Below are 25,311 nucleotides of genomic sequence, written 5' to 3'. Positions count from 1 at the left end.
AGTATTCGATCTGGTATTCTTTTATATTAACTATGGTTATGTCTGATGACAGCATACTTTTTAGAACACCACCAATTTTTCTTACTTACTGTACCTACGCAGACAGAGGCGTCAAAAAATTCATATCAGCCACGCTGTCTATTTTTTATATTGACCTAAATATATCTTGGCAGCGTGACTATTTTTTGTCTGCATTTTTGTCATCTGAGGCTTTATAGGCCTTCATCATTTGGCTTAAAGTATCGGTGTTTTTTACAAACGCTCGACAGCCTGGGCACATCATCAAATGTGTATGCATTTGCATTTTTTCGCCCATGCTTAGCTTTCGTTCTTGCGCATCACTTGCGATCTGAGTTATTTTTAAGCAGTTTTTCATAACAGTAATAACCTCTATAGATGCCTGTAATTGATAAATAGATGAATTGATAGAAGATAAATGTCCGTATGAACGCTAACAGATAATACGGTTGATCTACATGATGCTTGATTGGTTCTGATGAGACGCATCAGGCTCTGAGTCAAACCAACGTATCGTCAAACAAGTCTGCAATCCAAGTCTCGCTCGATGCATGAGCACATAATAGTTGCTGGTGCTGATTTCCAGTGTCCGACATATTTCATGAGTGTCCAGCTCAATATATTCGCGCATCAAGAAGGCACGAGCTTGCTCACTTGGCAAGTTGGTCAAACACGCTTCCAAAACTTTCCAAAAGCCTGCTGACTGTACCTGTACATCAGGATTGCTCCAACTGTTATCGAACTGACTGGGCCGACAGCTTTTGTGCCAAGACCCTGCATCATTAAACAACGCATCAATCAAGGTTTCTTCGTTACCCTCTTCATGATTTTGCATGCTCGACATGTTGGTGTATTTGCTGTTTTTTCGAATACAATCGACGATTTTATTTTTTAATATGGCAAATACCCATGTTTTAAATGCCGCTTCACCTTTGAACTGATCTCCGTACTGTAACGCCGCCATGAGCGCATCCTGTACCACATCTTCTGCCAAGTGATTATCCGCGAGTTGGCAACAAGCAAAAGCCAGCATTTGCTGACGTACTGAAGTCACAAACTCAGGTGTGACTGTCCCAAATTTTGATACAGGTCGCTGATTTGAATCAGTCATAAACTTTTGCTCTTTTATGATACTTCAATGCCCAAAACTGCTGTTTCAAAAGTATTGATGATTGAGTAAAAAGATTTAGGGCGTGTCATTAATTAGTATTAATTAGGATAGTGACGCTGAGTTTTTGAAGGATTCAGCCAATAATCCACACTCACATAACGGCCACCACCATAAAACAACGTCACCAGTAGCATCAACGTATACGTGGCTGCAAACTCAATGCCGTTGTTCAATATAACAAAATTTCCCGTCTCTGTGAGCCATTCGTAATTTCCATGTGTTTGCAAAATCTCACGAGCGCGCTCTAGACGTACGCCTGCTTCTTGCGAATTTGCCAAACTTGCCTCGCTGCCCCAAAACCCAAAACCATTCATCACGGTTGCAATACTGGTATCAGGGTTGGTCGGCGTAATGGCAAACCATCCCTGTGATCCATGTACACTGACCATAGCCACCAACATGGTGATGATCAACATCAGAGAAAACCCACGTGTACCAATGCCCAATAATAGCGCAAAACCGCCAACCAGCTCCGCCACTATCACCAACACCGTCATTAGAAACGGAAAAGGCAAACCCAGACCCCATTCACTATTACCAAACCACTGGACAATATCTTCAAACCCCGTCACTTTGTTCCAACCTGCACTGATAAATATAGGCGCAAGGTAGAGTCGTATCAGTAAAGGCGCTAAAAAATCCATCGATTCAAGACGCGCAATGAGAGCCTGAAAAGGGCTGAACAAAAAGGACAATGGTTTCATAAAAGAACCTTATTAATAATCAATTTTGGTAATAAAAAAGGGGTTTTTATACTTTTAGCGACGGAAACAACACTTGTTTTTCTGACAGCTGCACGAGTAACGGCAGTCCAAACGACACTAAAACATCGGTATTATTATCAGTATTGTCCTGCCCTAACATGGCTGCAAAACGTGTCAGCAAATCTGTCATCGCAGGCATGGTGGCTGCTATCGAATCCTGCGTTTTTATAAAATCTATCAACGCGTAAGTAAGCGCATTGGTTTTCATAAACTCTACGCGATCCTCATGATTACGGTAGACCAGAAAAAAACTGTCCTCATGGGTATCAGGCCTACTCTCGACCCCGATGGCATGGACTGGCCATTGGTAATGCAAGTTTTGTAGCGTCGAATTCAATCGCAATTGAGTAGTCATAGCATCGTCAGCATCCAACGCCATATCCACGTGTGTCTCTACCAGCAGCTCAACCCATTCATAATGCGCAAGCTCAGCAAAATAAAGCGGCACCTGCAACGCTTGTGACTGGTTTGGCTCTGCCAAAAAACCGACAAAGCTCTGATTGATTTCGGTAAAGTAAGGGCTGTGGCAGCCATGATGCAAAAAAAACTGCTCACAAATGGTGAGCCAATGCTCAGTGCTGACAAGGGTCTGGCAGACAGGGAAACATTGATTTAAAAAACTGCAAATATTATTAAATACCAAAGATTGATACAGTGTCGCCACCCGAGTAGAAATCACTTCTGACGGCTTTGGCGTACTGCTCACTGTCGGCTGAGAGGGTTTAAGACTCATCACTTTATGTAAATCACCCTGACTTTGTGCACGCAAATATTGACCAAACTGCTGCTGGAACGCAGCCAGATTTGGGGCATCAATCAACGCACCTATTGAGGCACTATCAAGGCTTTCTTGCCTAGTGCAATCTTGATGACTGCCGATTAGATTAGAAGGTTTAGCTTTTGACATCACGACCCCCTTGATGCGTATCCAAGTCCAACACAGTCAACTGATTAACCTCTGCAAGCGGTTTGACGTCGTCACCATAGATGCCATACGCACCGCTTTGAATCCTTCGAATACCATCCACTTCAGCCGTTAGCTCTGATAGCGTGGGAAAGTTAAAGTCACGCTCAAGACAGGTCGGTATGGTGCTAGCAGCACGGCCTGTTCGGTGTTCAATCAACGCATAAGCATCAGCAAGTAATGCCCAAACAGGGTCCACCACGCTCATGCCATGAGTATCAATAATCAGCCCATCTTCATCAATATGATGCCCCGCAACATGCATATAACATGTGCGCTCAAGAGGCAGTTGGCGCAGGTATGCATGGGGATCAAAGCCAAAGTTTTGGCTATTAACATAGATATTATTGACGTCTAAATGCAGCAAACAATCTGCCTCGTCGGCCACAGCTGTGATAAATTCAGCATCACTCATCTCAGCATGCGGCGGCGTAAAATAATAGGACGCATTTTCAAAACCTATTTGCCGACCCATAATGTCTTGGGCGCGTTTGATGCGATCCGCGACCCAATGTACCGCCTCGCTCGTACAAGGAATGGGTAACAAATCATACAAATGGCCAGACTCATCACTACACCAAGATAAATGCTCAGTGTATAAGTCGATGCCATGCGTACTCATAAAGGCTTTGATATTTTTTAGCAATTTGGTGTCTATGTCGGCGGTGCTGCCTATCGATAAAGACAGCCCATGACAGACAAAGGGATAGCGTTCAGTATACGCACGTAACCGCTTGGCGTAGGAGCCGCCCACCTGACCCTCAGAATTCAACCAGTTCTCAGGAGACAGCTCAAAAAAGTCGATAGCAGACAAATCAGCCTTTTGCATGGCTGGCAACAACTCTCGACGTAGCCCAAGGCCTGCGCCACTGGCTCGTTTGTGACCAAACGTAGTGGGGCTGGCGGCTGAACGGGCTGGCGTTAGTGTGGTCATGGTCATCCTTGGGCTACTATCAGAGTCAATATATATGGGAGAGCCAACCGTAGATGGCAAACTCTCAAATCGGCTAAACAATTAAACAGTCAAGCAGTTACTTACTACCGCCGCATTTACCATCGCTACACTTACCGTCAGCTTTTTTATTCATATCAACCGCTGAGCAAGAGCCGTCGGCTTTTTTGTCCATACCATTATGAGCAGAACAAGAGCCATCCGCCTTTTTTTCCATATTGCTATGAGAGCAAGAGCCTTCTTTGGCTTTGGCCGTATTTTGATAACCATCTTGCATAGCGTCACTGGCAAATGGGTTGTTGGTGGCACAGCCGCTCAAGGTCAGCAAAGATCCTAGTGCCAATGAGGTGACAATCGATGTTTTATTCATAACGGTTTTCCTATGTTTATTAGGGGCTGTCCTCATTTTGAAAATGGTGATAAATCAGATTGAGGACACGCCTTATATACAGTTAATTCAATTCAAAAGTGGTACGAGGCAACCGAACAGAGGTATCTGAAATACTTCAAGTGACGTTTACGCTGTAATGCCTTTATAATGAATTTGACTATATATTGAATGATTGGGATGCGACTAAATGCAACTTTATGCCACTGTTTTTAAAGGTTTTCGCGTAAAGCTGCATGCATGAGCAAGAATAGTGGTGATGTCACCTGCGCTATTAACCGCCACATTTACCTTCACCACACTTGCCATCCGCTTTCTTGTCTATTTTTTTAGCATCGCCGCACTTACCTTCACCGCACTTGCCTTCTTTATCCTTAGTGGCACTATCGTGAGCATTTTGCATAACCTTCGCATTGAAAGGATTGCTGTCAGTAACAGCATGAGCGCTGCCCATAGCAAGCAAAGAACCTAAAGCCAAACCTGTTATCACTGATGTCTTGTTCATAATAAACTCCATTTATAAAATTAGAAAAACAACATAATTAAAAGATATAGTTGGTTCAAAATAATTTGGATACACAAAAGGCGAATGGTAGTACGCTAAATAGTAGACTAAGCAAGCCTGACACCGTATCCGATTTATATGACATTGACTATATTTGCCTGTAAATCATAGCGTCCGATCAGTCGATCGCTAACAAGTTATTAACCTGTTATAAGTTAGACGGTGCAAAGGGTTGTTTTCTTACAAATAAATGAGATATTTACAAAATTAATTACTAAGCTATTGATTTAATAGTTGATTTTATAAAAACCCCAGCCACTGAATACAGCGGATAGGGATAGTTTGAATATTTAGGCGTTTGAAGGCGATACCGTTATATCGTTATATCGTTGATTGACCATACTTTTAACTTATCACCCACCATGCCTTTTACGTTCCATAAGATGTCAGCAGGTAATACCACCATTTTTGAGTGGTCAGACTCAGCCAATTCTCGTATCGCTTTGATAAACTGTAGCGACCAACAATACCGATTTGTGAAGGTGCAACACGTCCTAATCATATAATCAGATCAATATCAAAAAGACACAGTGGGGCTGATGTAAATTTTTTGTAGCCTCTCCCTGTGTAGGCACAGCAAGCCATAAAAGTTTATAGCAGCCAAACATCATAATTTCGTCTCTTCACTTTATTCAGTTTCGACTATAATTTATGGTCACAGACACTCTATTGTCATAAATACTAGGCAAAAAAAACGCACCCAAAAGGATGCGTTTTTTATTCATTACACTGCTAGTCAAAATCTAGAATTTCAAGTTAGCGCCTACAGTAAGCAGCTTAGTATCTGCATCGCTATCCATCATGGCATATTCTGTTTCAACATTAAAATTAGGGTTTACCGCATAACCAAGACCTACGCCACCAGCTATACCAGTGTCACTGACTGAATCACTACCACCATTATCAAAATCAGCTTCTAGCTCTGTTTTAGCAATACCGAGTTTACCTTTGGCATATAGAGCGGTATTCGGGAATGTATAACGGTAAGTTCCGTATGCACCGTATGTTTTGGTATCATAATCTCCAGAACGACCATCTAGATCTGCATCGTCTGAACCAACATACTCAACCTCTGCACCAAAATTAGGATCGAAGTTGTAACCAGCATACACACCATAAGCAGTTGGATCGTCGCCGTTTACATCATTGTCGAATTGACCAATTTTAGCACCAACGTATGGCTGGCCTGTGTAACCATTGCCATAAGATCCAGCGGCTTGTGCACCTACAGTAAGTAAAGAACCAGTTACTAGTGCAAGTATTGTTTTTTGTAGAGTTTTCATTATTAGCTCCTAGAAATAAATTGGGACAAACAAGTTATTTATTTATATGGACCTTTTGGCCCTATCGCCTTGTCTGCTAACGATGAGTACATAGTAACAAACTATTTCAGACACTCTGTCAGTGTTTAATAGTATGAGGGTTAAGATTTGCAAGTGTTTATCAGTGCATGAGTAACAAAAGCTAAGATATGAAATCTTTTGTTACAACCACTCAGTTTATGCAATAATCCCTACTCATTTCACAGATTTTTTACCAAGAAACTCAGCTTAACACGACCTAAATGACAAAAACTGAAGAGAGAAAATGACAAATCCTATCGCTGACCATTTGCAAGCAGCGCTCGAAGACCTCAAAGTAAAGCAGCAATATCGTCAATTACCAAATCTACAACATAATGGGCGACATGTCATTAGCGAAGGTAAAGCGTTACTCAATATTGCGAGTAACGACTATCTTGGCTTGGGCGGTGATATCGAGCTACAAACTGAGTTTCTCAATCAAATAGAACAGCTACCCACTGCACAAATACCTAAAATGAGTGCCACTTCCTCACGGCTACTCACCGGCAATGATATACAATTACAAGCTCTAGAAGATGAACTGCAAGACTGGTATAAGAATGCCACCGACAAGCAAAATATATCTACCTCAAAATCGGTGCTGGTATTGAACAGCGGCTATCATGCCAATCTGGGTATCTTGCCAGCATTAACATCTTTGCCAGTCAAGACACTTATTTTGGCTGACAAGCTGGTACATGCCAGTATTATCGATGGGATGCGTTTGAGCCAAAGCAAACTGGTCACCTATCGTCGTTACCGTCACAACGATTACGAGCATTTGGCCAGATTCATTGAGCAAGCAGATGAAACGGTTGAGCGCATCATTGTTGTCACCGAAAGTATTTTTAGTATGGATGGCGACCGCGCTGATTTACCTCGGCTGGTGCAGTTAAAAGCCAAAGATGCCCGTATCGAGCTGTATGTCGATGAGGCACATGCTGTCGGAATATTGGGTAATACCGGGTTAGGACTGGCAGAAGAAACAAATACTTTGCCCGATATCGATTATTTGGTGGGGATGTTTGGGAAAGCCTTTGCGTCAGTTGGCGCTTATATAATGTGTGATGAAGTGGTCAAGCAATGGCTGATTAATACGATGCGTCCACTGATTTTTAGCACTGCCTTACCCCCGATCAATCATGCTTGGACACGCTTTATCTTAACCAAAATGCCGCAGTTAACTGATCAACGTATGCATTTAGCGCAATTGTCTATCACACTGAGCCAAGCCATCGACCCACAACACCGTGTATCACCTACTGCTCAACATATCAGTTATGACTCTCCTATCATTCCTTATATATTGGGCGATAATGCACGTGCGCTTGCTAAAGCGAACCAGTTACAGGCAGCAGGATTTTACGCGCTGCCTATTAGACCACCCACTGTTCCTGAAAACACTGCTCGTATTCGCTTAGTCATGAATGCCAAATTAACCCACGAAGACTGCGAACGGCTAATACAACAGTTATAATTCTACTCTCTAGCAGGGACAATGGTCCCACTATAGTCGATTCAATTTAAAAGTAGTACAAGGCAACCGAACGTAGATGTATATTTAATACTTCAAGCGAGGTTAACGCAGTAATATTTTTATAGTGGAATGACTATATCGATTGATAACTGGCTCAATTGGATGTAATACACTCTATGAAAAAACTCGACACACCTGATGTCCTCAGTGCTAGAAAGCAAATCATCGCTCGTCATTTTGCGAGTGCTAGTGACTATGACCAACATGCCAATATTCAGCAGCAGGTCTGTCAGCACTTAATCGCCAATATTGCTCAAACCAAACAAAGCAGTATATTAGAAGTTGGCGCAGGTACAGGTCAAATGACACGACTGCTCGCTGAGCATATACAGAGCGAGCACTGGGTCATTAATGAATTATGTAGTGAGCAAGCTGCTACATTGCAATCCATATTGCCAACTGCTGACATCGTCATTGGTGATGCTGAGACCATAGATTTGGAGGCAAATCATAGCTTGATAGTTAGTGCCAATGCCGTGCAATGGTTTGATAATCCATTGAGTTTTGTCACGCAGTCTACACGCCGTCTACAAGCTGGAGGCCAACTGGTCTTTAGTACCTTTACCCCAAATAACTTTTTGCAAATCAAGACTCTCACTGGTCAAGGGCTTCACTATCCAGATATCGACGAATGGCAATGCGCACTGATTGATGCAGGTTTTGAGAATATTGAACTCTCAACTCAGCGCTTTGATTTACCGTTCCCTACCCCCTACGCTATTCTAAAACATATGAAGCTGACTGGCGTATCAACCAATCAGACACAAGTACAATCAGATAATACCCAGACCTTTATGTGGACAAGGTCACGTTTACGGCAATTTGAATCAGACTATTGGCAGCATTTCTCAGCACAAGATGAGGAAGGACAACCTTATGTGAATTTAACGTATGAGGTGCTGACAGTGAGCTCCTTTAAACCTTAATCACGCAACTTATATAGTCGGTGAAATACTAAACCGCTACGGCGTTACCCTCCTTAGATGTACTACTTGTACAATCTGCAGTCGGCTGCCTTGTACCCATTTTAGAGTTCTTTGACTATAGTAGAAGTAATGACAACTCGTAGAAATATTAGCCACAAAAAAACGCACCCCGAAGGATGCGTTTTTTAATTTAACTAGTTATCGATTTGTATCGACTATACCATTTTCAAAAACTTGAGTAGCAAGGAAACAAGCGTAAGTACTACATTGAGTAGACTAAGCGAGTTTGACGCAGCTAATCGCGTTTTTGGATTTGGTATTATTTTTTGTCTTCGTCTACTTCAGTGAACTCAGCATCAACGACGTCGTCATCAGCTTTGTTGCTACCAGCATCGTCAGCACCTTGTTGGAACTGGCTTGGATCCATGCCTTCTGCACCAGCGCCTGCATCAGCATAAATCTTCTGGCTAACTGGTAGGAAAGCATTGTCTAACGCTTCAAGCTTGGCTTTGATTTCGTCATGATCGTCTTCTTTCGCTGCCGCTTCAAGCTCAGTGATAGCAGTCTCTACTGTTGATTTTTCATCATCAGTTACTTTATCAGCTGCTTCTTTTAGGGCTTTTTGTACGGCATGAATACGACCATCTGCTTCGTTACGAACTTGCGCTAGGTTAGCAAATTTCTCATCTTCAGCAGCATTGGCTTCTGCATCACGAACCATTTGTTCGACTTCTTCGTCCGACAAACCAGAATCCGCTTTGATCTGGATACTTTGTGCTTTACCAGTACCTTTATCAGTTGCAGAGATGTTCATGATGCCATCAGCGTTGATGTCAAAAGATACTTCGATTTGCGGTAGGCCACGTGGTGCTGGTGGAATGTCCGTCAAATCAAAACGACCAAGCTGTTTGTTTTGGTTAGCAATTTTACGCTCACCTTGATATACCTGAATCGTTACTGCTGGCTGGTTGTCTTCAGCCGTTGAGAATACCTGTGATTTCTTGGTAGGAATCATGGTATTTTTCTCGATAACTGGCGTCATGACACCGCCCATCGTTTCGATACCTAGGGTCAATGGCGTCACATCAAGTAGCAATACGTCAGTTTTTTCACCAGACAATACCGCACCTTGAATGGCTGCACCAGCTGCTACCGCTTCATCAGGGTTCACATCTTTACGTGGCTCTTGACCGAAGAAATCTTGTACTTTTTGCTGTACTAGTGGCATACGAGTCTGACCACCAACTAGGATAACGTCGTCGATATCGCCAATTTTTAGGCCAGCATCTTCAAGGGCAATTTTACAAGGACCCATGGTGCGCTGTACCAGCTCTTCCGTTAAGCTTTCTAGTTTTGAGCGGCTGATAGTAACAACCAAATGCTTAGGACCACTGCTATCAGCAGTGATATATGGCAAGTTTACTTCAGTGCTTTGGGCACTTGATAGCTCAATTTTTGCCTTCTCTGCCGCTTCTTTTAGACGCTGCATCGCAAGAGAGTCACCTTTTAGGTTAACGTCTTGGTCTTTTTTGAATTCAGCTACTAAGAATTCGATCAATGCTGAATCAAAATCTTCACCACCAAGGAAAGTATCACCGTTGGTCGCTAGTACTTCAAACTGCTGCTCGCCGTCTACATCTGCGATTTCGATGATTGAGATATCGAAAGTACCACCACCCAAGTCATATACAGCAACGGTACTATCGCCTTGCTTCTTATCCATACCATAAGCAAGTGCAGCAGCCGTTGGCTCATTGATGATACGTTTTACATCAAGACCAGCGATTTTACCCGCATCTTTCGTGGCTTGACGCTGTGAGTCATTGAAGTAAGCAGGTACAGTAACAACGGCTTCAGTTACGCTTTCACCAAGATAGTCTTCTGCTGTTTTTTTCATTTTTTTCAAAATTTCAGCAGAAACCTGTGGTGGCGCTAATTTCTTACCGTTGATTTCTACCCATGCATCGCCGTTGTCGGCTTTAGCGATTTTGTAAGGTACCATGCCGATGTCTTTTTGCACGACTTTGTCATCAAAACGACGACCGATCAAACGCTTGATCGCAAACAAGGTATTGCTTGGGTTGGTGACTGCTTGACGCTTGGCTGACTGACCAACAAGTGTTTCATCATCTTTGTAAGCGACGATTGATGGTGTGGTACGAGTACCTTCAGCATTTTCGATGACTTTAACTTTGTCACCTTCCATCACTGCCACACACGAGTTAGTAGTACCTAAATCAATACCAATTACTTTACCCATAATCAATTGCTCCTAATTTATTTTAACTATAAATACTTATTTATCCAGACCGTAGTCGGTCACTTGTTGCTATATATCGGTTTACTGGTCGCATTTTTCAAGGCGACAATCACGCAAAAACTGTCTTTCATGTGATTTTTTGTGAAAAACCTTCATATAAGTAAGGTTTAAAACTTAAAAATACTACTGACCAACACGAACCATGGCTGGACGTAGCAAGCGACCGTTTAGGCTATAACCTTTTTGTAAGACAGTGCCAACGGTATCAGCGGCAGCGTCTGGGTCGATACCAACCGCTTCATGGAAATCAGCGTTGAACTTTTCACCTTGTGGATCGACGACTTCTACGCCGTTTTTGGTCAATACCGCCACCAATGCTTTGTGCGTTAATTGAACCCCTTCAGCGACTGGGTCATTGGCATCTGCACTTTCCATGGCACGTTCTAAGTTATCGACGATGTCCAACAGCTCTTTGGCAAATTTCTGTAGCGCGAATTTTTTGCTCTTATCGGCTTCTTGCTCCATGCGTTTCTGTGCATTGTAAGCTTCAGCATTAGCGCGGGCAGTGCCTTCTTTGGCTTGTTTTACTTCGCCTTCTAGCTCAGAAATACGTGCGATAAAAGTATCAAGATTGATGTCGTTTTCGATGGTTGTTTCTTCACCTGAGTTATTCTGTGGATCAAACTCTTTCATGGTTTCTTCTAAGATACTGTCATTGTGATCAATATTCTCATGTGCCACATTTTGGTCAAGAGTTTCTTGGTTCGGGTTTTGCTCGCTCATGATAGCTCCTTGAAATTTCAATAATGAAGATTAAGAGACGACACAGTAAACCAGCTAATTGTTGGTTACGCTATGCCATTATTAAATACTTGATGGTTCTAACTCATTGTTTTTTTAATACGCGTCAATAGCTGCTTGATAAAGGTGATGAGGACAAATTTCAAGCCTAAGATGAAGGAATTTTTCTCATTTACCACAAATTCTATCTAAATATCAGCCAAAGTGCTCGTGAAGGGGTTTCATGCGCTTTTATCAGACACAACTATTCGTTCAAAAATGCGATTTGTTAGGGCGCGATAATGATTAGGGTCTGTTGAACATTCAAATATTAGGGCTGCTAGCACCACATTTGAATGTTCAACAGACCCTAATCTTGCATCGATATGAACACTGACTATGTAGATGTTACTCAGTATTATTAAGGGGTATTACCTGTCAGATTGATCATCCAAACCTCCGAACGTGTGCCTAATCTAAAAGGCACTGCACCGATACCATAACCTGACGTCACCAAAAACTGCGTATTCGCTAATTGCTTAGTGCCATAGTTTAGCGGTGAGAACCAATTCATCAGCATCGTCAATGGAAAAATTTGCCCACCATGAGTATGGCCTGACAGATGCAAATTCACGGGCAACGCTTTTATCTCTTCCATCATAGAAGGACGATGCTCTAAAAACACCACAGGCTTATCAGTATCAACTTGAGTCAATAACTCATCCGCTGACAACCTAGTCTGGTCGACATCATCTGAACGCCCAACCAACCATACTGAATCATTGAGCAGCACACTCTCATTATCAAGCGCTTTAATTCCCGCTGCTTCAACGGCCTCAGCGATCTCTTCATCGTAACCTCGATAGTCATGATTGCCTAAAGTAGCATAGACCCCAAGTGGCGCCTTCAGCTTTGATAAATGCTCATGCATATTGGTATTGTCATAAGCAATCGTCGTGTCATGCATGATATCTCCTGCTATGACGACGACATCAGGGTGTTGTGCATCCACTAAAGCTACCAACTTATCTATCTGATGATTACCGAACCATCTCCCCCAATGAGTATCAGACACTAATGCTATGCTCATAGGCTTATTCAGCGGCTTATCTGTCGTAACCGTTAAACGGTGTACCACAGGCGAATACGCATTAAATACAGCTAAGCTGACAATAAATGCATAAGTAGTCAAGGCAAACACGCGTAACAATTTAGGGCGCGGCTGCCACCTCAAAACCTTATAAAAAATAAGCGCTATGACAGCAACTACCACACCAGCATAGAACATAAAGCCTTGTAAGATACCGCTGACCAGATAAACGTTAAAACGCTCACCCCAAAAATCGCTTAGACCGTAAAGTAAAAAGCCATTATTAACGATAAAAACACTGAGTACCAAACGCACCTTCACACTCTGGCGTTTTGGTTTGATAAACCACCAAAGCAACAGACAAGTCATGATAGAGAGCAGTTGCGTGAAACCAATAAAAAGCCACATAGTAAAATCTACTCAGATAAAAATGAGATTATCTTACTTTAAAAACAGCTTATTATTGCCACTGAGACTATATTCCATATTTTTTACACAAAGCTTTATAAGATAAAATCGTATGATTTATCGTAAGAATCGTACAGACAACAAAGGTAAAGAGATGAATAAACGTTGGGGTTTTTGGACGCTTTGGGTTTGTATTAGTGCAGTAGCAGGTTTTGTATGGGGAGTTGCATTAACCAATAATTCTTGGTTATCTATAGCTGGTATGGCATCAGGAATCGGCTGCTTTATTGTCTTTTATACGTTGCTTGATGATTTTGCACGTAAAAATCAATGGCATCGTTTTATAGCAGCATTACAGAAAGGCGTCTATATAAAGGCAGGGTTACAGATTCTAAATTTTGCTATTGCTATTCCTATTTCTCCTTTTATATCACCAGAGATTTTGGCGGGCATGGGAGCCTTTTATGTCTATGATTTTTTAGGGTTAAGTGATAACCAACCTTTCTTATCAAACTTTATTATGACGTTAACAGCAGGTGCTTTACTGTCATTATGCGTCGGTGTTATCAGTCTTATTATTCTTTTGGTATCAAACAAGAAAGCACATGCTATTACGACAAATGACATGTCGTAAAGCTGCTTGCCGTAGACCCGTCTTAATTGTTTTTGATAGAACTGCCTTAACGTTTATCTGGTGCTATTTTGCAAACACCATTTTCGCACGCTTGCAGGACTGCTGTGCCATAGACCAGCTTGGTCACCCAGTTTGGAATTCGATAGCGATTGCGAGCGACATACGGATAAGTAAAGTTACCCAGTTGTTTGATCCCTGGCAAAAACAACAACGGTGACCATTTAACACCGCCCGTCTTGTAGAGCAGCCGTACGGCATCCATGTGTGTGTACCAATTGCCGTAGCTGTCTTTCATACACATATACGTCATCGCATCCTCACGGCTAAATCCTGCGACCGCCAGCTCATCTAGCCCCTCCTCTACAGGAACTAAGCATATTTTCTCTGGTTGACGTTTTTTCATGTTATGCGCCTCGGTACTGCATATCACGCACGCATCGTCGTAGTACATGGTAATAGATAAATTCGCTTGCTCTCTGTAACTGTTGATATGGTTTTGGATAATCATGTTACGACTCCTTTATGAGTGATACCTCAGTATTAAGACTATTAGATTTTTCGGTCATGTGTACTGCTTGGTACTTATTGACTGGCGCTAAAAAAGGAATGACGGGCTGCTGCGTCCACTGCGGTGCAGCAGCATCTAAGCGCTTAGCTAGTACTGGTAAGTGATTAGTCGGCACTGCTGGGAAGAGATGGTGCTCGATGTGATACAGCAAGTTAAAAGTCAGTAGATTAATCAGCGGATGGCGCTCACTACGGGCATATACCACGTCATCACAACCATGATGTACACTCCATACCGCAAAGAACCCCACCATCGTATTGGCCAATATCATCACCACTACGTGATAGATCAAAACTGGGTGCATCGTGATAAAAGCAGCGGCAATCACTGCGAAAATGAGCAACATATCAAAGGCAACCAGAATACGATTGCGACGGCTACCATGCGTCAGGCCAAACCACTGAATCGCAATCGAAAAAATCCCGCCTCCCAATATTGCCTGATACCACGGCAAGCGTGCCCAGTTGCCCTCGACATCGCTATCGCCAAGCGGATCTCGATGATGATTAAGATGTGTGTGCCGAATAGCGTGTGTGCTACAGAGCATCGTGATACTGAGAAAAAACAGCATGAGCTCAGTGGCAAGCCTCCCTACTCCCAATGTTCGGTGATAACAATCATGCGCTTGTCTGAGCGCAGCAGTGAAAAAGAAAAAAGTCGCCACAAGCGCAAGTAACCACCACCCTTGCCACGCGCTCCACCATGACAGCAATAAAAAAGGTAACGATAAAAAAATATTATAAACAGTCTCGCTCAGACTAAGCTGACGCAAATCTTGCCATTCAATACTGGCTAACGAAGGATGACGCATGATGTTCTCCTTACTTAGTGATAAGCAGTAGCTGTCTTACTAGCGCAACCACTTAATTTAATTACTTTGTCTTATTTATTTTATTTCTGTCAAAAGTGAAATTAATAGGCAAATTTTATTTATGTTTAGGTAATGCGATCAGACCCGTGATTATGGCACTTGCGCCACCTATCAAACTAATGAGCAAAGCAGATATGATTTTTTCTGAAACAGTCTCGTGTGGCATTATCCAAACTGAAAATATAAAGGTACTAAACAAACCTATAGCAAACAGAGGTAATATTTTTTTAGCTGAATCAAAATAGATTTTAAATCTGTATGCACTATAGCCAGTTAATAATGCAGGCAATAGACCCAGAAAAAAACCAAAAACTGCACCAGCTGCTAGCATTTTAATAAAATCTGGAACATCTTGTATAGAAGCGCTTCCTTCAATCACAGACAACACACTAATACATAAGGGAATAATCAAGCCGCCTATCGCACCACCTAACAACCCATATAGCCCTATTACATTACCCTTCGGATAGCTAGAGCTAGGTACAGTAACTGTAGCGCTGCTCTCAATGTCACTCATAAACACCTCTACTATTGTTTCACATGAAACTTATTAGGTATTTTTCAACTTAGAATCTATATTTATCTAAAAATTATCAGGATTTTTGCAATGTCTTTTCTTTCGGTAGTAGCAATTTACCTAAAATCATACTACTCAATCCTCCCAGTAGACCCATTCCTCCTGTGAATGAGAATAGCTGTAAAGAAAAACTGTCCATCAGAAACCATTCGAATATATAGTAATTAAGCAGCACAACTGATACAGCGTAAGTGGAACTGACTAAGAAGCCCATTAAAAATAACTTACAGTAATTTTCAGCACCTTGTATTTTCATTTCATTTTTGACTATCCAAACTCCTGTAATTATAGAAGGTATTAGACCAAACACAGCACCAAGTACTATCGATGAAACAATAAATATTAATAGTAACTCTATTCCTTGATAATCAAATATAAATAACATACCAACCATTAGACCACCAGTGCTGCCACCTAGTAGGCTATAGCCCCATCCCACTCGATTAAATGGATAAGATGATTCTTTAATCCCGTTCGTTAGACTTGTCATGATATTTTCTACTAAGGAACCTAAAAAAATGTTTCACATGAAATCTACCCTAAGCTATTCAAAGCTTCTGCCCTGCTAACGCTTGCTTGAGCGTTGGCTGCTGGAACTCATAACCGGCGTCCTGTAAAGCTTGTGGTAATACTTTTTGACCATCAATTAATAAAGTCGACATCTCACCAAACATCAGTTTGAGTAAAAAATTCGGTAAGGTGAAAAAGGTTGGACGATGTAACCAAGCCCCAAGTGTTTTAGTAAAAGTATGATTGTTTACTGGGTTTGGTGACGTTAGGTTATACACAAACGCTGGTGTATCATTGGTAGTCTGCAATGCATTATCATGTGTAATGTCAGCATCACTAACGTGCTTACCAGCAAGATGCCGCTCAATGATAAATAGCGCTGCGCCTACCCAATCCTCACGGCTGATCCAACTCATGATCTGCTGACCATTACCCAACTGACCACCGACACCCATTTTGAATGGAGTCAAAAGCTTGCCGACCATTCCGCCCTCAGGATGAATCACCACACCGGTTCGCACGATAGCCACAGGTAAGCCATATTCCGTTGCTGTCAAAGCCAGCTGTTCCCATTGCTCACATAATTGATGTGAAAAATCGGTCTCAAAACCATTGCTTTCAGTCAATGGTTTATCACCTTGTGTACCATACCAACCAATCGCTGAGCCACTAACTAATAGCTTAGGTTTGATACTGGTGCGGGCGATAAATGCCAGTATGGATTCGGTCGGTTTAATACGACTGGCAAGCAGTTGCTCTTTGCGCTCATCACTCCAACGCGAGTCGGCAATACCTGCGCCTGCTAGGTTTAAAATAACATCAAAAGTATTTTCTGTTTTTGATAGCTCGTCATAAGTCATCATTTCAATATTACTGGGATGTGCTTGGCTATCATCACGTGTCAGCCAAGTAACATGTAGGTCTCTATCAGCCTGTTGATAACGCTTCTGAATCTCTTCACTGAACGCACTACCCAAAAACCCTGAACCGCCACTGATTAGAATATTCATGCTCTACTCCCGATGTGTATTATTTTTCAGTAAAACGTAATCCGTTATAGTTATCGTCTTCTTTTTTAGCTTTTATATCAAAACGACTTTTACATACTTTTGGTAAAGCAATGCAGCTAGCGATCGCTGAATTGATCGCACCAAACAATCCTATGGCAATCATAAATGCGAATAGAACGCCAATTTCTATCAATGAGTTTATGCCTAAATATAAGACGATTGTACCCATATAACATGCGGATGTTGCGAACCCAACCAAAAATGTCGTGCGTAGACTCTTATGATCACCGCGCCATATATGTTGACTAGCGACGATCATGCCCGTTAATAAAGCAGGGATAAAACCAAGTAATCCGACGTATAGTAATGGCTGATAACCAATTTGAGCAAAATCAGCATCCCTAAATATGAATAACAAGAACAGCTGCGCTACCAGCCCACCCACCAAGCTACCAACCCCTGCAAACAGAACAACCACTTGTAGATAAGGGTACGCATCTAACTCATTATTCTTTTTCATGCTATTTATCCTATTAACATTCGTCGTTAATTTAGTATAAATACGGCGTTGGCAAAGCCCATGAAATTACTGTGGAGAATTGATGATTAATTATGTAACTTATCTTTGTGAATCATGCCTTTGGTAAGACAAATAACCCTGTGAAATATCCACTAGAACTTCCAATCAAGGTAGCAAAGATACAAGCAGCAAATGAAAAAGGGATATCGTTAAAAACCATGAGTAGAAAAGTACAGATAACCGTCGATATTGTACCGATGATAGCTGAATACGATAAACCTTTATGATTGCGGTATAGTTTCAAACTCGCGACTAAACAACCAGTCAGTGTTGCAGGAATCAGACCTATCATGAAACCAAAGAATGCACAGATGGGTACTGCTAATATAGCTAGCACTATTGACCTACCGATATTCTGCCAGACATCATTTTGCAAGATAGCTTCTGAAACCACAAATATAGCTATTATTAATCCTATTAAGCTGCCACCAATAGCTCCACCAAAAAATAAATAGGATGCTATGATATTTGCTTTTGAATAATTTTCATGACCTTTGTTAGAATCTGAACCCATGACGATATCCTTAGAGACAGTTTTTTAGCTATTTTTTCAGTCGATTAGCTCAAGCATTCAACATTTTCTTCTAACGTAGGTAATGCTGACATACCTGCCCATTCTACTAAGCAAAACGCTTACGAATAGGACATTCACTATCATTATTATTTTGATCTTTATCTTTTAACTTACTCGCATAATGATTTATAAATTCCATCACAGTCGTCATATTTGGTAATACATGTGCCTTAGTCAGATGTGGCGCTGCGGCATCTACACGCTTAGCAAGCTCAGGTAAATGGTTGGATGGCACAGCAGGGAATAGATGATGCTCTACGTGATAAAGCAAATTAAAAGTCAGCAAGTTGACCAAAGGATTGCGCTCAGTTCGGGCGATTGTCTCATCACAATCATGATGCACGCCCCACACGGCGATAATGCCGACACTGGCATTGGCCAACATCATCGTCAGTAGGTGATATATCAACACTTGCGCCAACATTGCAATAGCAGGAACAGCCACAGGAAGCACAGTCAGTACCAGCGCAGTGATAATAACAAGGAAAATCAAGCCAAACTCTAACCAAGCAATACGTTGGTTACGACGGCTGCTAAGAAGCAGTCCTTGGCGATAAATATCCAATCGATACGTTATCCCGCCAAGCAGCGCTTGCCACCATGAACCTTTTGCCAAACGGCCTTCGATATCACTGTCACCCAATGGATTGCGGTGATGTTCCATGTGGGTGGCTCGGATACTATGCAAACTGGTCATTAATAGTACGCTGAGCAATAATAGTATGCCGGTAACGGTACGCTTGCTCACGCCCAAGCTATGGTGATAACCGTCGTGCGCTTGGCGAAAAGCGGCAGCAAAGAATAAATAAGAAGCGCTACAGGCCAACACATACAAAGACTGACTGGCGAACCACCAAGACAGCAATAAAAATGGATAAGGCAAAATGAGGTTATAAGAAATTTGAGCGCGCGTTAGTTGGCGCAAATCCTGCCACTCGACTGAAGCAATCGCTCTTTTAATGGTCTTCTCTTTACCAGCGTGTATTTTGTTTGCATTCATTTTGCACATCCATTTGTCGTTGCTGTTTCTTGCTGCTATTTTTACCGAAACTCGTATTACTCAAACTTAGTTATTCTTTATACTTATTACATAAGTTTCTGTTTAAACAGAAATGGTTACTCAAATTTTTTATTTTAGATAACACATATCACTATCAACGTAGGATTTTTTTGATACTCGCACCCAGTTTAAGGACTTTTTTGAGAATACTGGTAGGTAGCTTGAGCATCTCAGCAGACCAAGTGGTGAGCGTACTAACGAACTCTTGGGTGTCACGGATGCGTGCCTTTACGTCGCTGTTTTCGTGTTCGAATTCAGGACTGTCCATCAGCTCTTGTAAGAATTGCACCGTAGGCTCTAGCTCGCGCTTTTGTCGTTCAACCACAATGATACGTGCTAACTCCCAAACGTCGGTATTGGTCGTGAAATGATCGCGACGATCACCCAATATGGAGACTTTTTGTACCAAGCCCCAATGCTGCAACTCTTTGATACTGTTTGAGACGTTAGAGCGAGCAACACCAAGTGTTTCGGTAATTTCTTCAGCATTTAGCGGCTTACCAATGATAAATAACAATGCATGAATCTGTGACATAGTGCGATTGACGCCCCACTGCGAGCCCATCTCACCCCAATGTAAGATAAATTTTTCGGTCACAGGATTTAGTTTCATAATGGCTATTCACTTATTTTTTATGCGATATGGCTTGTTTCTTAATTGAGCTGTTTCTTGATTGAGCTGTTTCTTAACTTATCTTGCGCCATTCTTTTATTTCTGTCAATAGTGAAATATAGAATCAATGCTTATTATTTATATGATGTCACTTGCCTCATTACGCTTAAATGACGGCTACTATCTAACGAATGATTAAGCCTGTCGTTGCATCGCGAATTTGACTAGGCAAAGTATAACCTAGCGTATCAGCTTGTAAGTAGCTGATGTGCTCACCAAAATACGCATAAGCATCGTCGAAAGTCTTAGCAGGTGATTGCGTTGACGGGTTACAACTGGTTGAAACAAGCAAGCCAAATGGGTTTTGCTCACTGACCATCTGTTGGCACAGCTGACGAATAATAGGATGAGCAATAACTCTTACTGCTATCGTCTGATGCTGGCCAGTAATCCAAGTGGGTATAGCTGTAGCCAGTGCCTGAGGAATAGGCAATAACCAAGTATGTGCTTGCTTATAGTGCAAACCATCATCGTTATTATGGCCACTATCTGTCTGCCAACTCTTTAAAATAGGGTCACGCTGTTCATCCGTTAAAGACGATAGCAAAGGAGCCAAACGCTCTACACTGTCGGTAATGACAATCATGCCTTTGGCTTGTGGACGTTGTTTGATGTCCAAAATGCGCTGAACGGCTGCTTTATCATAAGGGTCGCAGCCAATACCCCAAACGCTTTCAGTCGGGTACGCGAGCAACTGCCCTTCTTTGAGGCTCTGAGCTGCTTGTAGAGTAGAATCAGTGATAAAAGGTGTGAGATGGTTCATGGCTGAAATGGTTTAGGATAATAGAAAATTAGGCGCTAATCATAACACAGGAGAAAGTTTGGCTCAGACAACAAATTTCAAAAGCTGCCAATTTTTTCCTATGTTAAATGAGTTAGAGACTGGAAAATAGAAACTTTTGAAGGTAGGCAAATGTAACATTAGACGCGTAAATAACGACCGCCCTGTACACTGATGACCCCCAATAACTCAAGCTCCATTAACTGTCCAATCAATTGCGGTGGTGCAAGCGCAGTTGCTACGATAAGCGCATCTAAATCCTGTCCATGCCAGTCGAGCTGTTCATAAACAGGGGTTAAATGCTCAGGTACTACGATGGCACTAGCAGGAGATTTAATATTAGAAGGTGATGAGGTAGCATGGCCATCTGTGGTTACCGCGCCTTTCTCTGCCTCTATATTTTGTTGAGAGGGACTATTATTCGATTGAGGTATGTCTGCTGGCGTATAAGAATGGCGGTCATAGGTCAACTGACCATTGACATCTTCTAAGACTTGCTGAGGATGATAAATCAAAGTGGCGCCTTCACGTATCAAGTGATGACAGCCTTCAGCATTGGTATTGTCAATATGACTTGGAATAGCGAAGACTTGTTTGCCCTGCTCTGAAGTGAGACGTGCAGTAATAAGCGAGCCACTTTTAATCGTGGCTTCCGTCACAATGGTCGCTAGACTCAATCCAGCTACCAGCCGATTGCGGCGCGGAAAAGTATGCTTGTGTGGCTGCGTATGCGGTAACAGCTCACTGATAATACAACCACCTTGATCGATAATTTGAGCGAACAACTGATCATGATGGTTGGGATAATTGACATCAATGCCCGTACCCATCACTCCAATCGTTCGACCATGATAGTCAGTATCTGTCTGAGCCAGTGCACCCAGATGCGCACGCTTATCCACACCCATAGCAAGACCACTGGTAATGATATAACCTGCTTGCGCTAGATATTGCGCAATATCAAAAGTGATTTTTTGTGCATGTGCCGTGGGTTTTCGGCTACCGACGATAGCGATTTGGGCTTGATACAGGCGCGCACTATTACCACGATAAAACAGTAATGGCGGTGGATCGTAGATTTGTAAGAGTTGGGCAGGATAATCAGGCTGATCGGCAAACAGTAAACCATAGCGGCTATCAATTAATGCTTGCTGAATTTTATCGATATTGGCTTGTGTTTGCTCTGGCTGTTCATGACGTTTGAGATGAGTATGATGAATACCCAATTGCCGCCATGCTTCTACCTTAGCTTGCCAAGCAAGTTCTGCATTTCCAAAAGAGGTTATGAGTTTATGATAAGCCGATAATGACGCATTCACCTCGTACCACAGCGCCAGAACTGCACGCTGATCGTCTGTTAAAGAAGAGGTGACTGCTGTCATAGTCATTTATCTCTTGTAGGCGGATGTGAACGTCTATCCAGACTATAATCCGTTTACTTCCTTATAAATAAGGAGGCGGTAGTAACTGGTCGCCGACATTGAGTGGTAACTCAGAGTCTAATACATAAGCATAGCTGATTTGGTCGAAGGTGTTAAAAACCATCACCATACCAGTTTGCTCATTTGGCAAACGTACAGGCGTATCGTTGTCTTTGGTATCACGTATCAAAGGTCCTTTTTGATAAACCGTCAATACATCACCAGGTTTAGCGCCATGTGTACTACCCAAATTGATAGCAACGACACTGCCCTTGGCCGCTGAGCTGATTGAGTCCATGACTCGGACAATCATGCCACCTCGAGTAACGGTCGCAGGTGTCGGATAAAAGACAGGGGCAATAGCCTTGTCCAACTCAACGAATACTCGATCCCCTTCACGTACTTCTTTGCCATAGCTGTCGGTAAGCTGCAAGCTGTTGACACCATTGGTCTCAGTAGAAGTAACCAAGCCTGTCGCCACTTGCGTGACTTCTAAACCGATAACATCCTGTGTTTTGGGATCAACATACAACTCACCCTCACGGTATATACCATAACGCTGACCGACGATAAGTGGTACGCCTTTGGCATAAACCTTATCACCGCGCGCAGTGATTAAGTTGCGAGTTTTGGATGCCAAAATATAAGGCGTGGTATTAAAATCTTGTGGATTGACAATGATCGTCTTATCTAACCAATGTTGAATAGCAGATAATGGAATAGGAGGGACACTATTGGCCGTTGATGTAATCGCTACAGCGTTTGTGCTTACCTTTCCAGTCAATTGCTTTTCAATACCAGCACAGCCCTCGCCTGTATCGACCCCGATCAATGTTTTACCTTGAATCACGCATAGGATAAGGATGTCATTGGGGTAGATAAGATTGGGGTTTTTAATTTGCTTATTGGTTGCCCAAATGTCTTTCCAGCGCCACGGGCTATCTAGATAGCGACCTGAGATGTCCCACAACGTATCACCTTTTTTGACAGTGTAGCGATTGGGCGCATCTGCTTTGATAGTAGGTGGTGGATTGTTTGCGTGGGCCGTGGTCATCAGCATGGCACTACTAAAGCTCGTGATTAACAGTGCTTTTGCTATCTTTTTTAAGCTCATCTTCATCGTTATATCCACAATATGTGCCGCTGTTTCTGTCACACCGAATCGTACTCAACTCATCACTTCAAATATTTTTTACCCCAGTAAAAAATACAATCTTATCAGTAATTTATTAATATAATTCTTATGACAGCCATAGGGCAGCTGTTCAGTATAATTGGCTAGGATAATTCCTAAAAAAGCGTCTAGCACAATAATGACTCGCCGACGCTGTTTCTAATATTACAATTATATCTACCATAACACAATCATAAACACTTTATTACAATGGTGTAACCTTTATGCGAATTTTTTTTCTTAAAGACACGCTCAAAACTTACTGCCATTTAGGCAGGGTTTGGCGTGACATGCTGACGAATTTGCTCAGCGACCAGTTCAGCATTATTGTCTAACACGATCACATGCTGCGGCAAACTCTCCAATCCTTCGGTATGAGCTGGGCGAGCAATATCTAACTGACCGATAGCCTCAACGATGGTATCCGCAAACTTAACAGGTAGCGCTGTTTCCGCACAAACGATGATTTCGCCATTCAGCTGTAGCTCTTTAGCGACCTTAATACCGTCAGCAGTGTGTGGATCAACCAGTTCACCGTGTTGCTCGTACAGTGCTTTAATGGTCTGCAAACGGTCGCTGTGAGTAGATTTACCAGCAGCAAAACCATAACGGGTATTGACCGCTTCCATCAACTCAGATAGATCGAAACCTTGACCAGATTTCACCCCTTCAAATAACTCATGGACTCTGGCGCTGTCTTTTTCTAATAGCAGATAAACAAAACGCTCAAAGTTAGACGCTTTTGAGATATCCATCGATGGGCTTGAGGTGATATAGGTTTTTTCAGTCGGACGCGGCTGATAAGCCCCTTGATTAAAGAAATCATTTAACACGTCATTTTCATTGGTTGCGACAATCAAACGGTCAATTGGCAGTCCCATTTCGCGAGCGATGTGACCAGCACAAATATTACCGAAATTACCTGATGGTACGCTAAAGCTGACTTTTTCATCGTTGCTCGTCGTGACCGCAAAGTAAGCTTTAAAGTAATAAACAATCTGCGCTAGGATACGACCCCAGTTGATAGAGTTTACCGTGCCTAGGTTATAAGCGGCTTTAAACTCAGCATCTTGCTGTAGTGCTTTAACGATGTCCTGACAATCATCAAACATACCATCGATAGCGATATTGTGAATATTAGCATCCGTCAAACTATACATTTGCGCACGCTGGAACTCACTCATCTTGCCATGTGGTGACAGCATAAACACTTCGATATTTTCTTTACCACGTAGTGCATATTCCGCTGCACTACCTGTGTCACCACTGGTCGCACCAATGATCGTAATACGCGCGTCTTTTTTCTTAAGCACATACTCAAAGGCATTACCCAAAAACTGCATGGCAACATCTTTAAATGCCAATGTTGGACCGTTTGATAATCCTAGAATATATAAATTGTCTTCAAGTTTGCGGACAGGAACAATCTCGTCAGAGCCAAACACCTCAGCGGTGTAAGTACGCTCAATGAGGTCTTGCAAATCAGCCGCAGGGATATCTGTCGCAAAACGCTGCATAATCGCCATCGCAAGCTGTGGATAGCTGAGCGTACGCCATTCATCAAGCGTTGCACTATCGATGTTCGGATAATGCTCAGGCAACATCAAACCACCATCTGGGGCAAGACCCATCAAAAGCACATCACTAAAATCCATCGGTGCTGTTTGACCACGAGTACTGATATATTTCATTGGATTGTCCTGTCTACAATA

At 42.3% G+C, this 25,311-nt stretch carries 27 protein-coding genes; 3 read left to right on the top strand and 24 right to left on the bottom strand.

What is annotated here, in order from left to right; genetic code table 11:
* Positions 1 to 178: 178 nt before the first annotated feature.
* From QL982_RS08430 to QL982_RS08395, 8 genes are all read right to left on the bottom strand, one after another.
* The gene (locus tag QL982_RS08430) at positions 179 to 376 is read right to left on the bottom strand and encodes a zf-HC2 domain-containing protein (RefSeq protein WP_290190263.1); all 198 of its coding nucleotides are present in this window, start codon (positions 374 to 376) and stop codon (positions 179 to 181) included.
* A gap of 96 nt (positions 377 to 472) precedes the next feature.
* The gene (locus QL982_RS08425) at positions 473 to 1,129 is read right to left on the bottom strand and encodes a sigma-70 family RNA polymerase sigma factor (protein ID WP_290190262.1); all 657 of its coding nucleotides are present in this window, start codon (positions 1,127 to 1,129) and stop codon (positions 473 to 475) included.
* Positions 1,130 to 1,227: 98 nt separating this feature from the next.
* Positions 1,228 to 1,893, bottom strand: a complete 666-nt coding sequence (locus QL982_RS08420) for a DoxX family protein (RefSeq protein WP_290163154.1) — start codon at positions 1,891 to 1,893, stop codon at positions 1,228 to 1,230.
* Between the two features lie 46 nt (positions 1,894 to 1,939).
* Positions 1,940 to 2,860: a putative DNA-binding domain-containing protein gene (locus QL982_RS08415; protein WP_290163156.1), complete on the bottom strand. Its 921-nt coding sequence runs from the start codon at positions 2,858 to 2,860 to the stop codon at positions 1,940 to 1,942.
* Positions 2,847 to 3,851 carry a DUF692 domain-containing protein gene (locus tag QL982_RS08410; protein ID WP_290163158.1) on the bottom strand — a complete coding sequence of 335 codons (1,005 nt, stop codon included), beginning with the start codon at positions 3,849 to 3,851 and terminating at the stop codon, positions 2,847 to 2,849. Before QL982_RS08410 ends, QL982_RS08415 begins: the two co-directional genes overlap by 14 nt.
* A 97-nt stretch (positions 3,852 to 3,948) precedes the next feature.
* Positions 3,949 to 4,239 carry a hypothetical protein gene (locus QL982_RS08405; protein WP_290163160.1) on the bottom strand — a complete coding sequence of 97 codons (291 nt, stop codon included), beginning with the start codon at positions 4,237 to 4,239 and terminating at the stop codon, positions 3,949 to 3,951.
* A 292-nt stretch (positions 4,240 to 4,531) separates the two neighbouring features.
* On the bottom strand, positions 4,532 to 4,762 hold the full coding sequence (locus QL982_RS08400; protein ID WP_290163162.1) for a hypothetical protein: 231 nt from the start codon (positions 4,760 to 4,762) through the stop codon (positions 4,532 to 4,534).
* An 803-nt stretch (positions 4,763 to 5,565) separates the two neighbouring features.
* Complete coding sequence (locus QL982_RS08395) at positions 5,566 to 6,105, bottom strand: porin family protein (RefSeq protein ID WP_290163164.1); 540 nt, start codon at positions 6,103 to 6,105, stop codon at positions 5,566 to 5,568.
* Between the two features lie 304 nt (positions 6,106 to 6,409).
* Here QL982_RS08395 and QL982_RS08390 point away from each other — a divergent pair, with 304 nt between their 5' ends.
* Entirely contained in the window at positions 6,410 to 7,642 is a 1,233-nt protein-coding gene (locus tag QL982_RS08390; RefSeq protein WP_290163166.1) for an 8-amino-7-oxononanoate synthase, read from the top strand.
* A gap of 176 nt (positions 7,643 to 7,818) precedes the next feature.
* Positions 7,819 to 8,628 carry a methyltransferase domain-containing protein gene (locus QL982_RS08385; protein WP_290163168.1) on the top strand — a complete coding sequence of 270 codons (810 nt, stop codon included), beginning with the start codon at positions 7,819 to 7,821 and terminating at the stop codon, positions 8,626 to 8,628.
* Positions 8,629 to 8,947: 319 nt separating this feature from the next.
* On the opposite strand, the gene dnaK is transcribed toward QL982_RS08385, so the two are convergent.
* From dnaK to QL982_RS08370, 3 genes are all read right to left on the bottom strand, one after another.
* Entirely contained in the window at positions 8,948 to 10,888 is a 1,941-nt protein-coding gene (gene dnaK / locus QL982_RS08380; RefSeq protein WP_290163170.1) for a molecular chaperone DnaK, read from the bottom strand.
* 183 nt (positions 10,889 to 11,071) lie between these two features.
* The gene (grpE, locus tag QL982_RS08375; protein ID WP_290163172.1) at positions 11,072 to 11,671 is read right to left on the bottom strand and encodes a nucleotide exchange factor GrpE; all 600 of its coding nucleotides are present in this window, start codon (positions 11,669 to 11,671) and stop codon (positions 11,072 to 11,074) included.
* Between the two features lie 418 nt (positions 11,672 to 12,089).
* Positions 12,090 to 13,166 (bottom strand): metallophosphoesterase, encoded by a 1,077-nt coding sequence (locus tag QL982_RS08370; protein WP_290163174.1) that lies wholly within the window; start codon positions 13,164 to 13,166, stop codon positions 12,090 to 12,092.
* A gap of 112 nt (positions 13,167 to 13,278) precedes the next feature.
* Here QL982_RS08370 and QL982_RS08365 point away from each other — a divergent pair, with 112 nt between their 5' ends.
* The gene (locus QL982_RS08365) at positions 13,279 to 13,800 is read left to right on the top strand and encodes a hypothetical protein (protein ID WP_290163176.1); all 522 of its coding nucleotides are present in this window, start codon (positions 13,279 to 13,281) and stop codon (positions 13,798 to 13,800) included.
* Between the two features lie 46 nt (positions 13,801 to 13,846).
* Here QL982_RS08365 and QL982_RS08360 read toward each other — a convergent pair whose 3' ends face one another.
* The 13 genes from QL982_RS08360 to thrC all read right to left on the bottom strand — a co-directional run bounded on the left by QL982_RS08360 (position 13,847) and on the right by thrC (position 25,290).
* Positions 13,847 to 14,308 carry a DUF393 domain-containing protein gene (locus QL982_RS08360; RefSeq protein WP_290163178.1) on the bottom strand — a complete coding sequence of 154 codons (462 nt, stop codon included), beginning with the start codon at positions 14,306 to 14,308 and terminating at the stop codon, positions 13,847 to 13,849.
* Position 14,309: 1 nt separating this feature from the next.
* Complete coding sequence (locus QL982_RS08355) at positions 14,310 to 15,179, bottom strand: fatty acid desaturase (protein ID WP_290163180.1); 870 nt, start codon at positions 15,177 to 15,179, stop codon at positions 14,310 to 14,312.
* Between the two features lie 115 nt (positions 15,180 to 15,294).
* A complete protein-coding gene (locus tag QL982_RS08350) occupies positions 15,295 to 15,756 on the bottom strand; it encodes a hypothetical protein (RefSeq protein WP_290163182.1) in 462 nt (153 codons plus the stop codon).
* Positions 15,757 to 15,832: 76 nt separating this feature from the next.
* Positions 15,833 to 16,306: a hypothetical protein gene (locus QL982_RS08345; RefSeq protein WP_290163184.1), complete on the bottom strand. Its 474-nt coding sequence runs from the start codon at positions 16,304 to 16,306 to the stop codon at positions 15,833 to 15,835.
* 58 nt (positions 16,307 to 16,364) lie between these two features.
* Positions 16,365 to 17,336: a TIGR01777 family oxidoreductase gene (locus QL982_RS08340; RefSeq protein WP_290163186.1), complete on the bottom strand. Its 972-nt coding sequence runs from the start codon at positions 17,334 to 17,336 to the stop codon at positions 16,365 to 16,367.
* 19 nt (positions 17,337 to 17,355) lie between these two features.
* Positions 17,356 to 17,856, bottom strand: coding sequence for a hypothetical protein (locus QL982_RS08335; RefSeq protein ID WP_290163188.1), 501 nt, complete (start codon positions 17,854 to 17,856; stop codon positions 17,356 to 17,358).
* Positions 17,857 to 17,968: 112 nt separating this feature from the next.
* Positions 17,969 to 18,430 (bottom strand): hypothetical protein, encoded by a 462-nt coding sequence (locus QL982_RS08330; protein ID WP_010197187.1) that lies wholly within the window; start codon positions 18,428 to 18,430, stop codon positions 17,969 to 17,971.
* A gap of 106 nt (positions 18,431 to 18,536) precedes the next feature.
* On the bottom strand, positions 18,537 to 19,490 hold the full coding sequence (locus QL982_RS08325) for a fatty acid desaturase (RefSeq protein ID WP_290163192.1): 954 nt from the start codon (positions 19,488 to 19,490) through the stop codon (positions 18,537 to 18,539).
* Between the two features lie 154 nt (positions 19,491 to 19,644).
* Positions 19,645 to 20,163: a MarR family transcriptional regulator gene (locus tag QL982_RS08320; protein ID WP_110922156.1), complete on the bottom strand. Its 519-nt coding sequence runs from the start codon at positions 20,161 to 20,163 to the stop codon at positions 19,645 to 19,647.
* A gap of 184 nt (positions 20,164 to 20,347) precedes the next feature.
* Positions 20,348 to 20,986: a Sua5/YciO/YrdC/YwlC family protein gene (locus tag QL982_RS08315; RefSeq protein ID WP_290163195.1), complete on the bottom strand. Its 639-nt coding sequence runs from the start codon at positions 20,984 to 20,986 to the stop codon at positions 20,348 to 20,350.
* Between the two features lie 158 nt (positions 20,987 to 21,144).
* The gene (gene dprA / locus QL982_RS08310) at positions 21,145 to 22,386 is read right to left on the bottom strand and encodes a DNA-processing protein DprA (RefSeq protein WP_290163197.1); all 1,242 of its coding nucleotides are present in this window, start codon (positions 22,384 to 22,386) and stop codon (positions 21,145 to 21,147) included.
* Positions 22,387 to 22,447: 61 nt separating this feature from the next.
* Positions 22,448 to 23,545 (bottom strand): LysM peptidoglycan-binding domain-containing protein, encoded by a 1,098-nt coding sequence (locus tag QL982_RS08305; RefSeq protein WP_290190261.1) that lies wholly within the window; start codon positions 23,543 to 23,545, stop codon positions 22,448 to 22,450.
* Between the two features lie 323 nt (positions 23,546 to 23,868).
* Positions 23,869 to 25,290 (bottom strand): threonine synthase, encoded by a 1,422-nt coding sequence (gene thrC / locus QL982_RS08300; RefSeq protein WP_290163201.1) that lies wholly within the window; start codon positions 25,288 to 25,290, stop codon positions 23,869 to 23,871.
* Positions 25,291 to 25,311 lie beyond the last annotated feature (21 nt).

This window comes from Psychrobacter sp. 5A.1, from assembly GCF_030407455.1.
Classification (GTDB): domain Bacteria; phylum Pseudomonadota; class Gammaproteobacteria; order Pseudomonadales; family Moraxellaceae; genus Psychrobacter.
Note: the sequence above shows the minus strand (reverse complement) of the source record. Positions and strands in the feature narration are given on the sequence as shown.

What these genes read in the sequence shown, in the direction of transcription:
- QL982_RS08430 (WP_290190263.1), bottom strand. Translation starts at nt 376, where the DNA reads ATGAAAAACTGCTTAAAAATAACTCAGATCGCAAGTGATGCGCAAGAA.
- QL982_RS08425 (WP_290190262.1), bottom strand. Translation starts at nt 1,129, where the DNA reads ATGACTGATTCAAATCAGCGACCTGTATCAAAATTTGGGACAGTCACA.
- QL982_RS08420 (WP_290163154.1), bottom strand. Translation starts at nt 1,893, where the DNA reads ATGAAACCATTGTCCTTTTTGTTCAGCCCTTTTCAGGCTCTCATTGCG.
- QL982_RS08415 (WP_290163156.1), bottom strand. Translation starts at nt 2,860, where the DNA reads ATGTCAAAAGCTAAACCTTCTAATCTAATCGGCAGTCATCAAGATTGC.
- QL982_RS08410 (WP_290163158.1), bottom strand. Translation starts at nt 3,851, where the DNA reads ATGACCACACTAACGCCAGCCCGTTCAGCCGCCAGCCCCACTACGTTT.
- QL982_RS08405 (WP_290163160.1), bottom strand. Translation starts at nt 4,239, where the DNA reads ATGAATAAAACATCGATTGTCACCTCATTGGCACTAGGATCTTTGCTG.
- QL982_RS08400 (WP_290163162.1), bottom strand. Translation starts at nt 4,762, where the DNA reads ATGAACAAGACATCAGTGATAACAGGTTTGGCTTTAGGTTCTTTGCTT.
- QL982_RS08395 (WP_290163164.1), bottom strand. Translation starts at nt 6,105, where the DNA reads ATGAAAACTCTACAAAAAACAATACTTGCACTAGTAACTGGTTCTTTA.
- QL982_RS08390 (WP_290163166.1), top strand. Translation starts at nt 6,410, where the DNA reads ATGACAAATCCTATCGCTGACCATTTGCAAGCAGCGCTCGAAGACCTC.
- QL982_RS08385 (WP_290163168.1), top strand. Translation starts at nt 7,819, where the DNA reads ATGAAAAAACTCGACACACCTGATGTCCTCAGTGCTAGAAAGCAAATC.
- dnaK (WP_290163170.1), bottom strand. Translation starts at nt 10,888, where the DNA reads ATGGGTAAAGTAATTGGTATTGATTTAGGTACTACTAACTCGTGTGTG.
- grpE (WP_290163172.1), bottom strand. Translation starts at nt 11,671, where the DNA reads ATGAGCGAGCAAAACCCGAACCAAGAAACTCTTGACCAAAATGTGGCA.
- QL982_RS08370 (WP_290163174.1), bottom strand. Translation starts at nt 13,166, where the DNA reads ATGTGGCTTTTTATTGGTTTCACGCAACTGCTCTCTATCATGACTTGT.
- QL982_RS08365 (WP_290163176.1), top strand. Translation starts at nt 13,279, where the DNA reads ATGATTTATCGTAAGAATCGTACAGACAACAAAGGTAAAGAGATGAAT.
- QL982_RS08360 (WP_290163178.1), bottom strand. Translation starts at nt 14,308, where the DNA reads ATGATTATCCAAAACCATATCAACAGTTACAGAGAGCAAGCGAATTTA.
- QL982_RS08355 (WP_290163180.1), bottom strand. Translation starts at nt 15,179, where the DNA reads ATGCGTCATCCTTCGTTAGCCAGTATTGAATGGCAAGATTTGCGTCAG.
- QL982_RS08350 (WP_290163182.1), bottom strand. Translation starts at nt 15,756, where the DNA reads ATGAGTGACATTGAGAGCAGCGCTACAGTTACTGTACCTAGCTCTAGC.
- QL982_RS08345 (WP_290163184.1), bottom strand. Translation starts at nt 16,306, where the DNA reads ATGACAAGTCTAACGAACGGGATTAAAGAATCATCTTATCCATTTAAT.
- QL982_RS08340 (WP_290163186.1), bottom strand. Translation starts at nt 17,336, where the DNA reads ATGAATATTCTAATCAGTGGCGGTTCAGGGTTTTTGGGTAGTGCGTTC.
- QL982_RS08335 (WP_290163188.1), bottom strand. Translation starts at nt 17,856, where the DNA reads ATGAAAAAGAATAATGAGTTAGATGCGTACCCTTATCTACAAGTGGTT.
- QL982_RS08330 (WP_010197187.1), bottom strand. Translation starts at nt 18,430, where the DNA reads ATGGGTTCAGATTCTAACAAAGGTCATGAAAATTATTCAAAAGCAAAT.
- QL982_RS08325 (WP_290163192.1), bottom strand. Translation starts at nt 19,490, where the DNA reads ATGAATGCAAACAAAATACACGCTGGTAAAGAGAAGACCATTAAAAGA.
- QL982_RS08320 (WP_110922156.1), bottom strand. Translation starts at nt 20,163, where the DNA reads ATGAAACTAAATCCTGTGACCGAAAAATTTATCTTACATTGGGGTGAG.
- QL982_RS08315 (WP_290163195.1), bottom strand. Translation starts at nt 20,986, where the DNA reads ATGAACCATCTCACACCTTTTATCACTGATTCTACTCTACAAGCAGCT.
- dprA (WP_290163197.1), bottom strand. Translation starts at nt 22,386, where the DNA reads ATGACAGCAGTCACCTCTTCTTTAACAGACGATCAGCGTGCAGTTCTG.
- QL982_RS08305 (WP_290190261.1), bottom strand. Translation starts at nt 23,545, where the DNA reads ATGAAGATGAGCTTAAAAAAGATAGCAAAAGCACTGTTAATCACGAGC.
- thrC (WP_290163201.1), bottom strand. Translation starts at nt 25,290, where the DNA reads ATGAAATATATCAGTACTCGTGGTCAAACAGCACCGATGGATTTTAGT.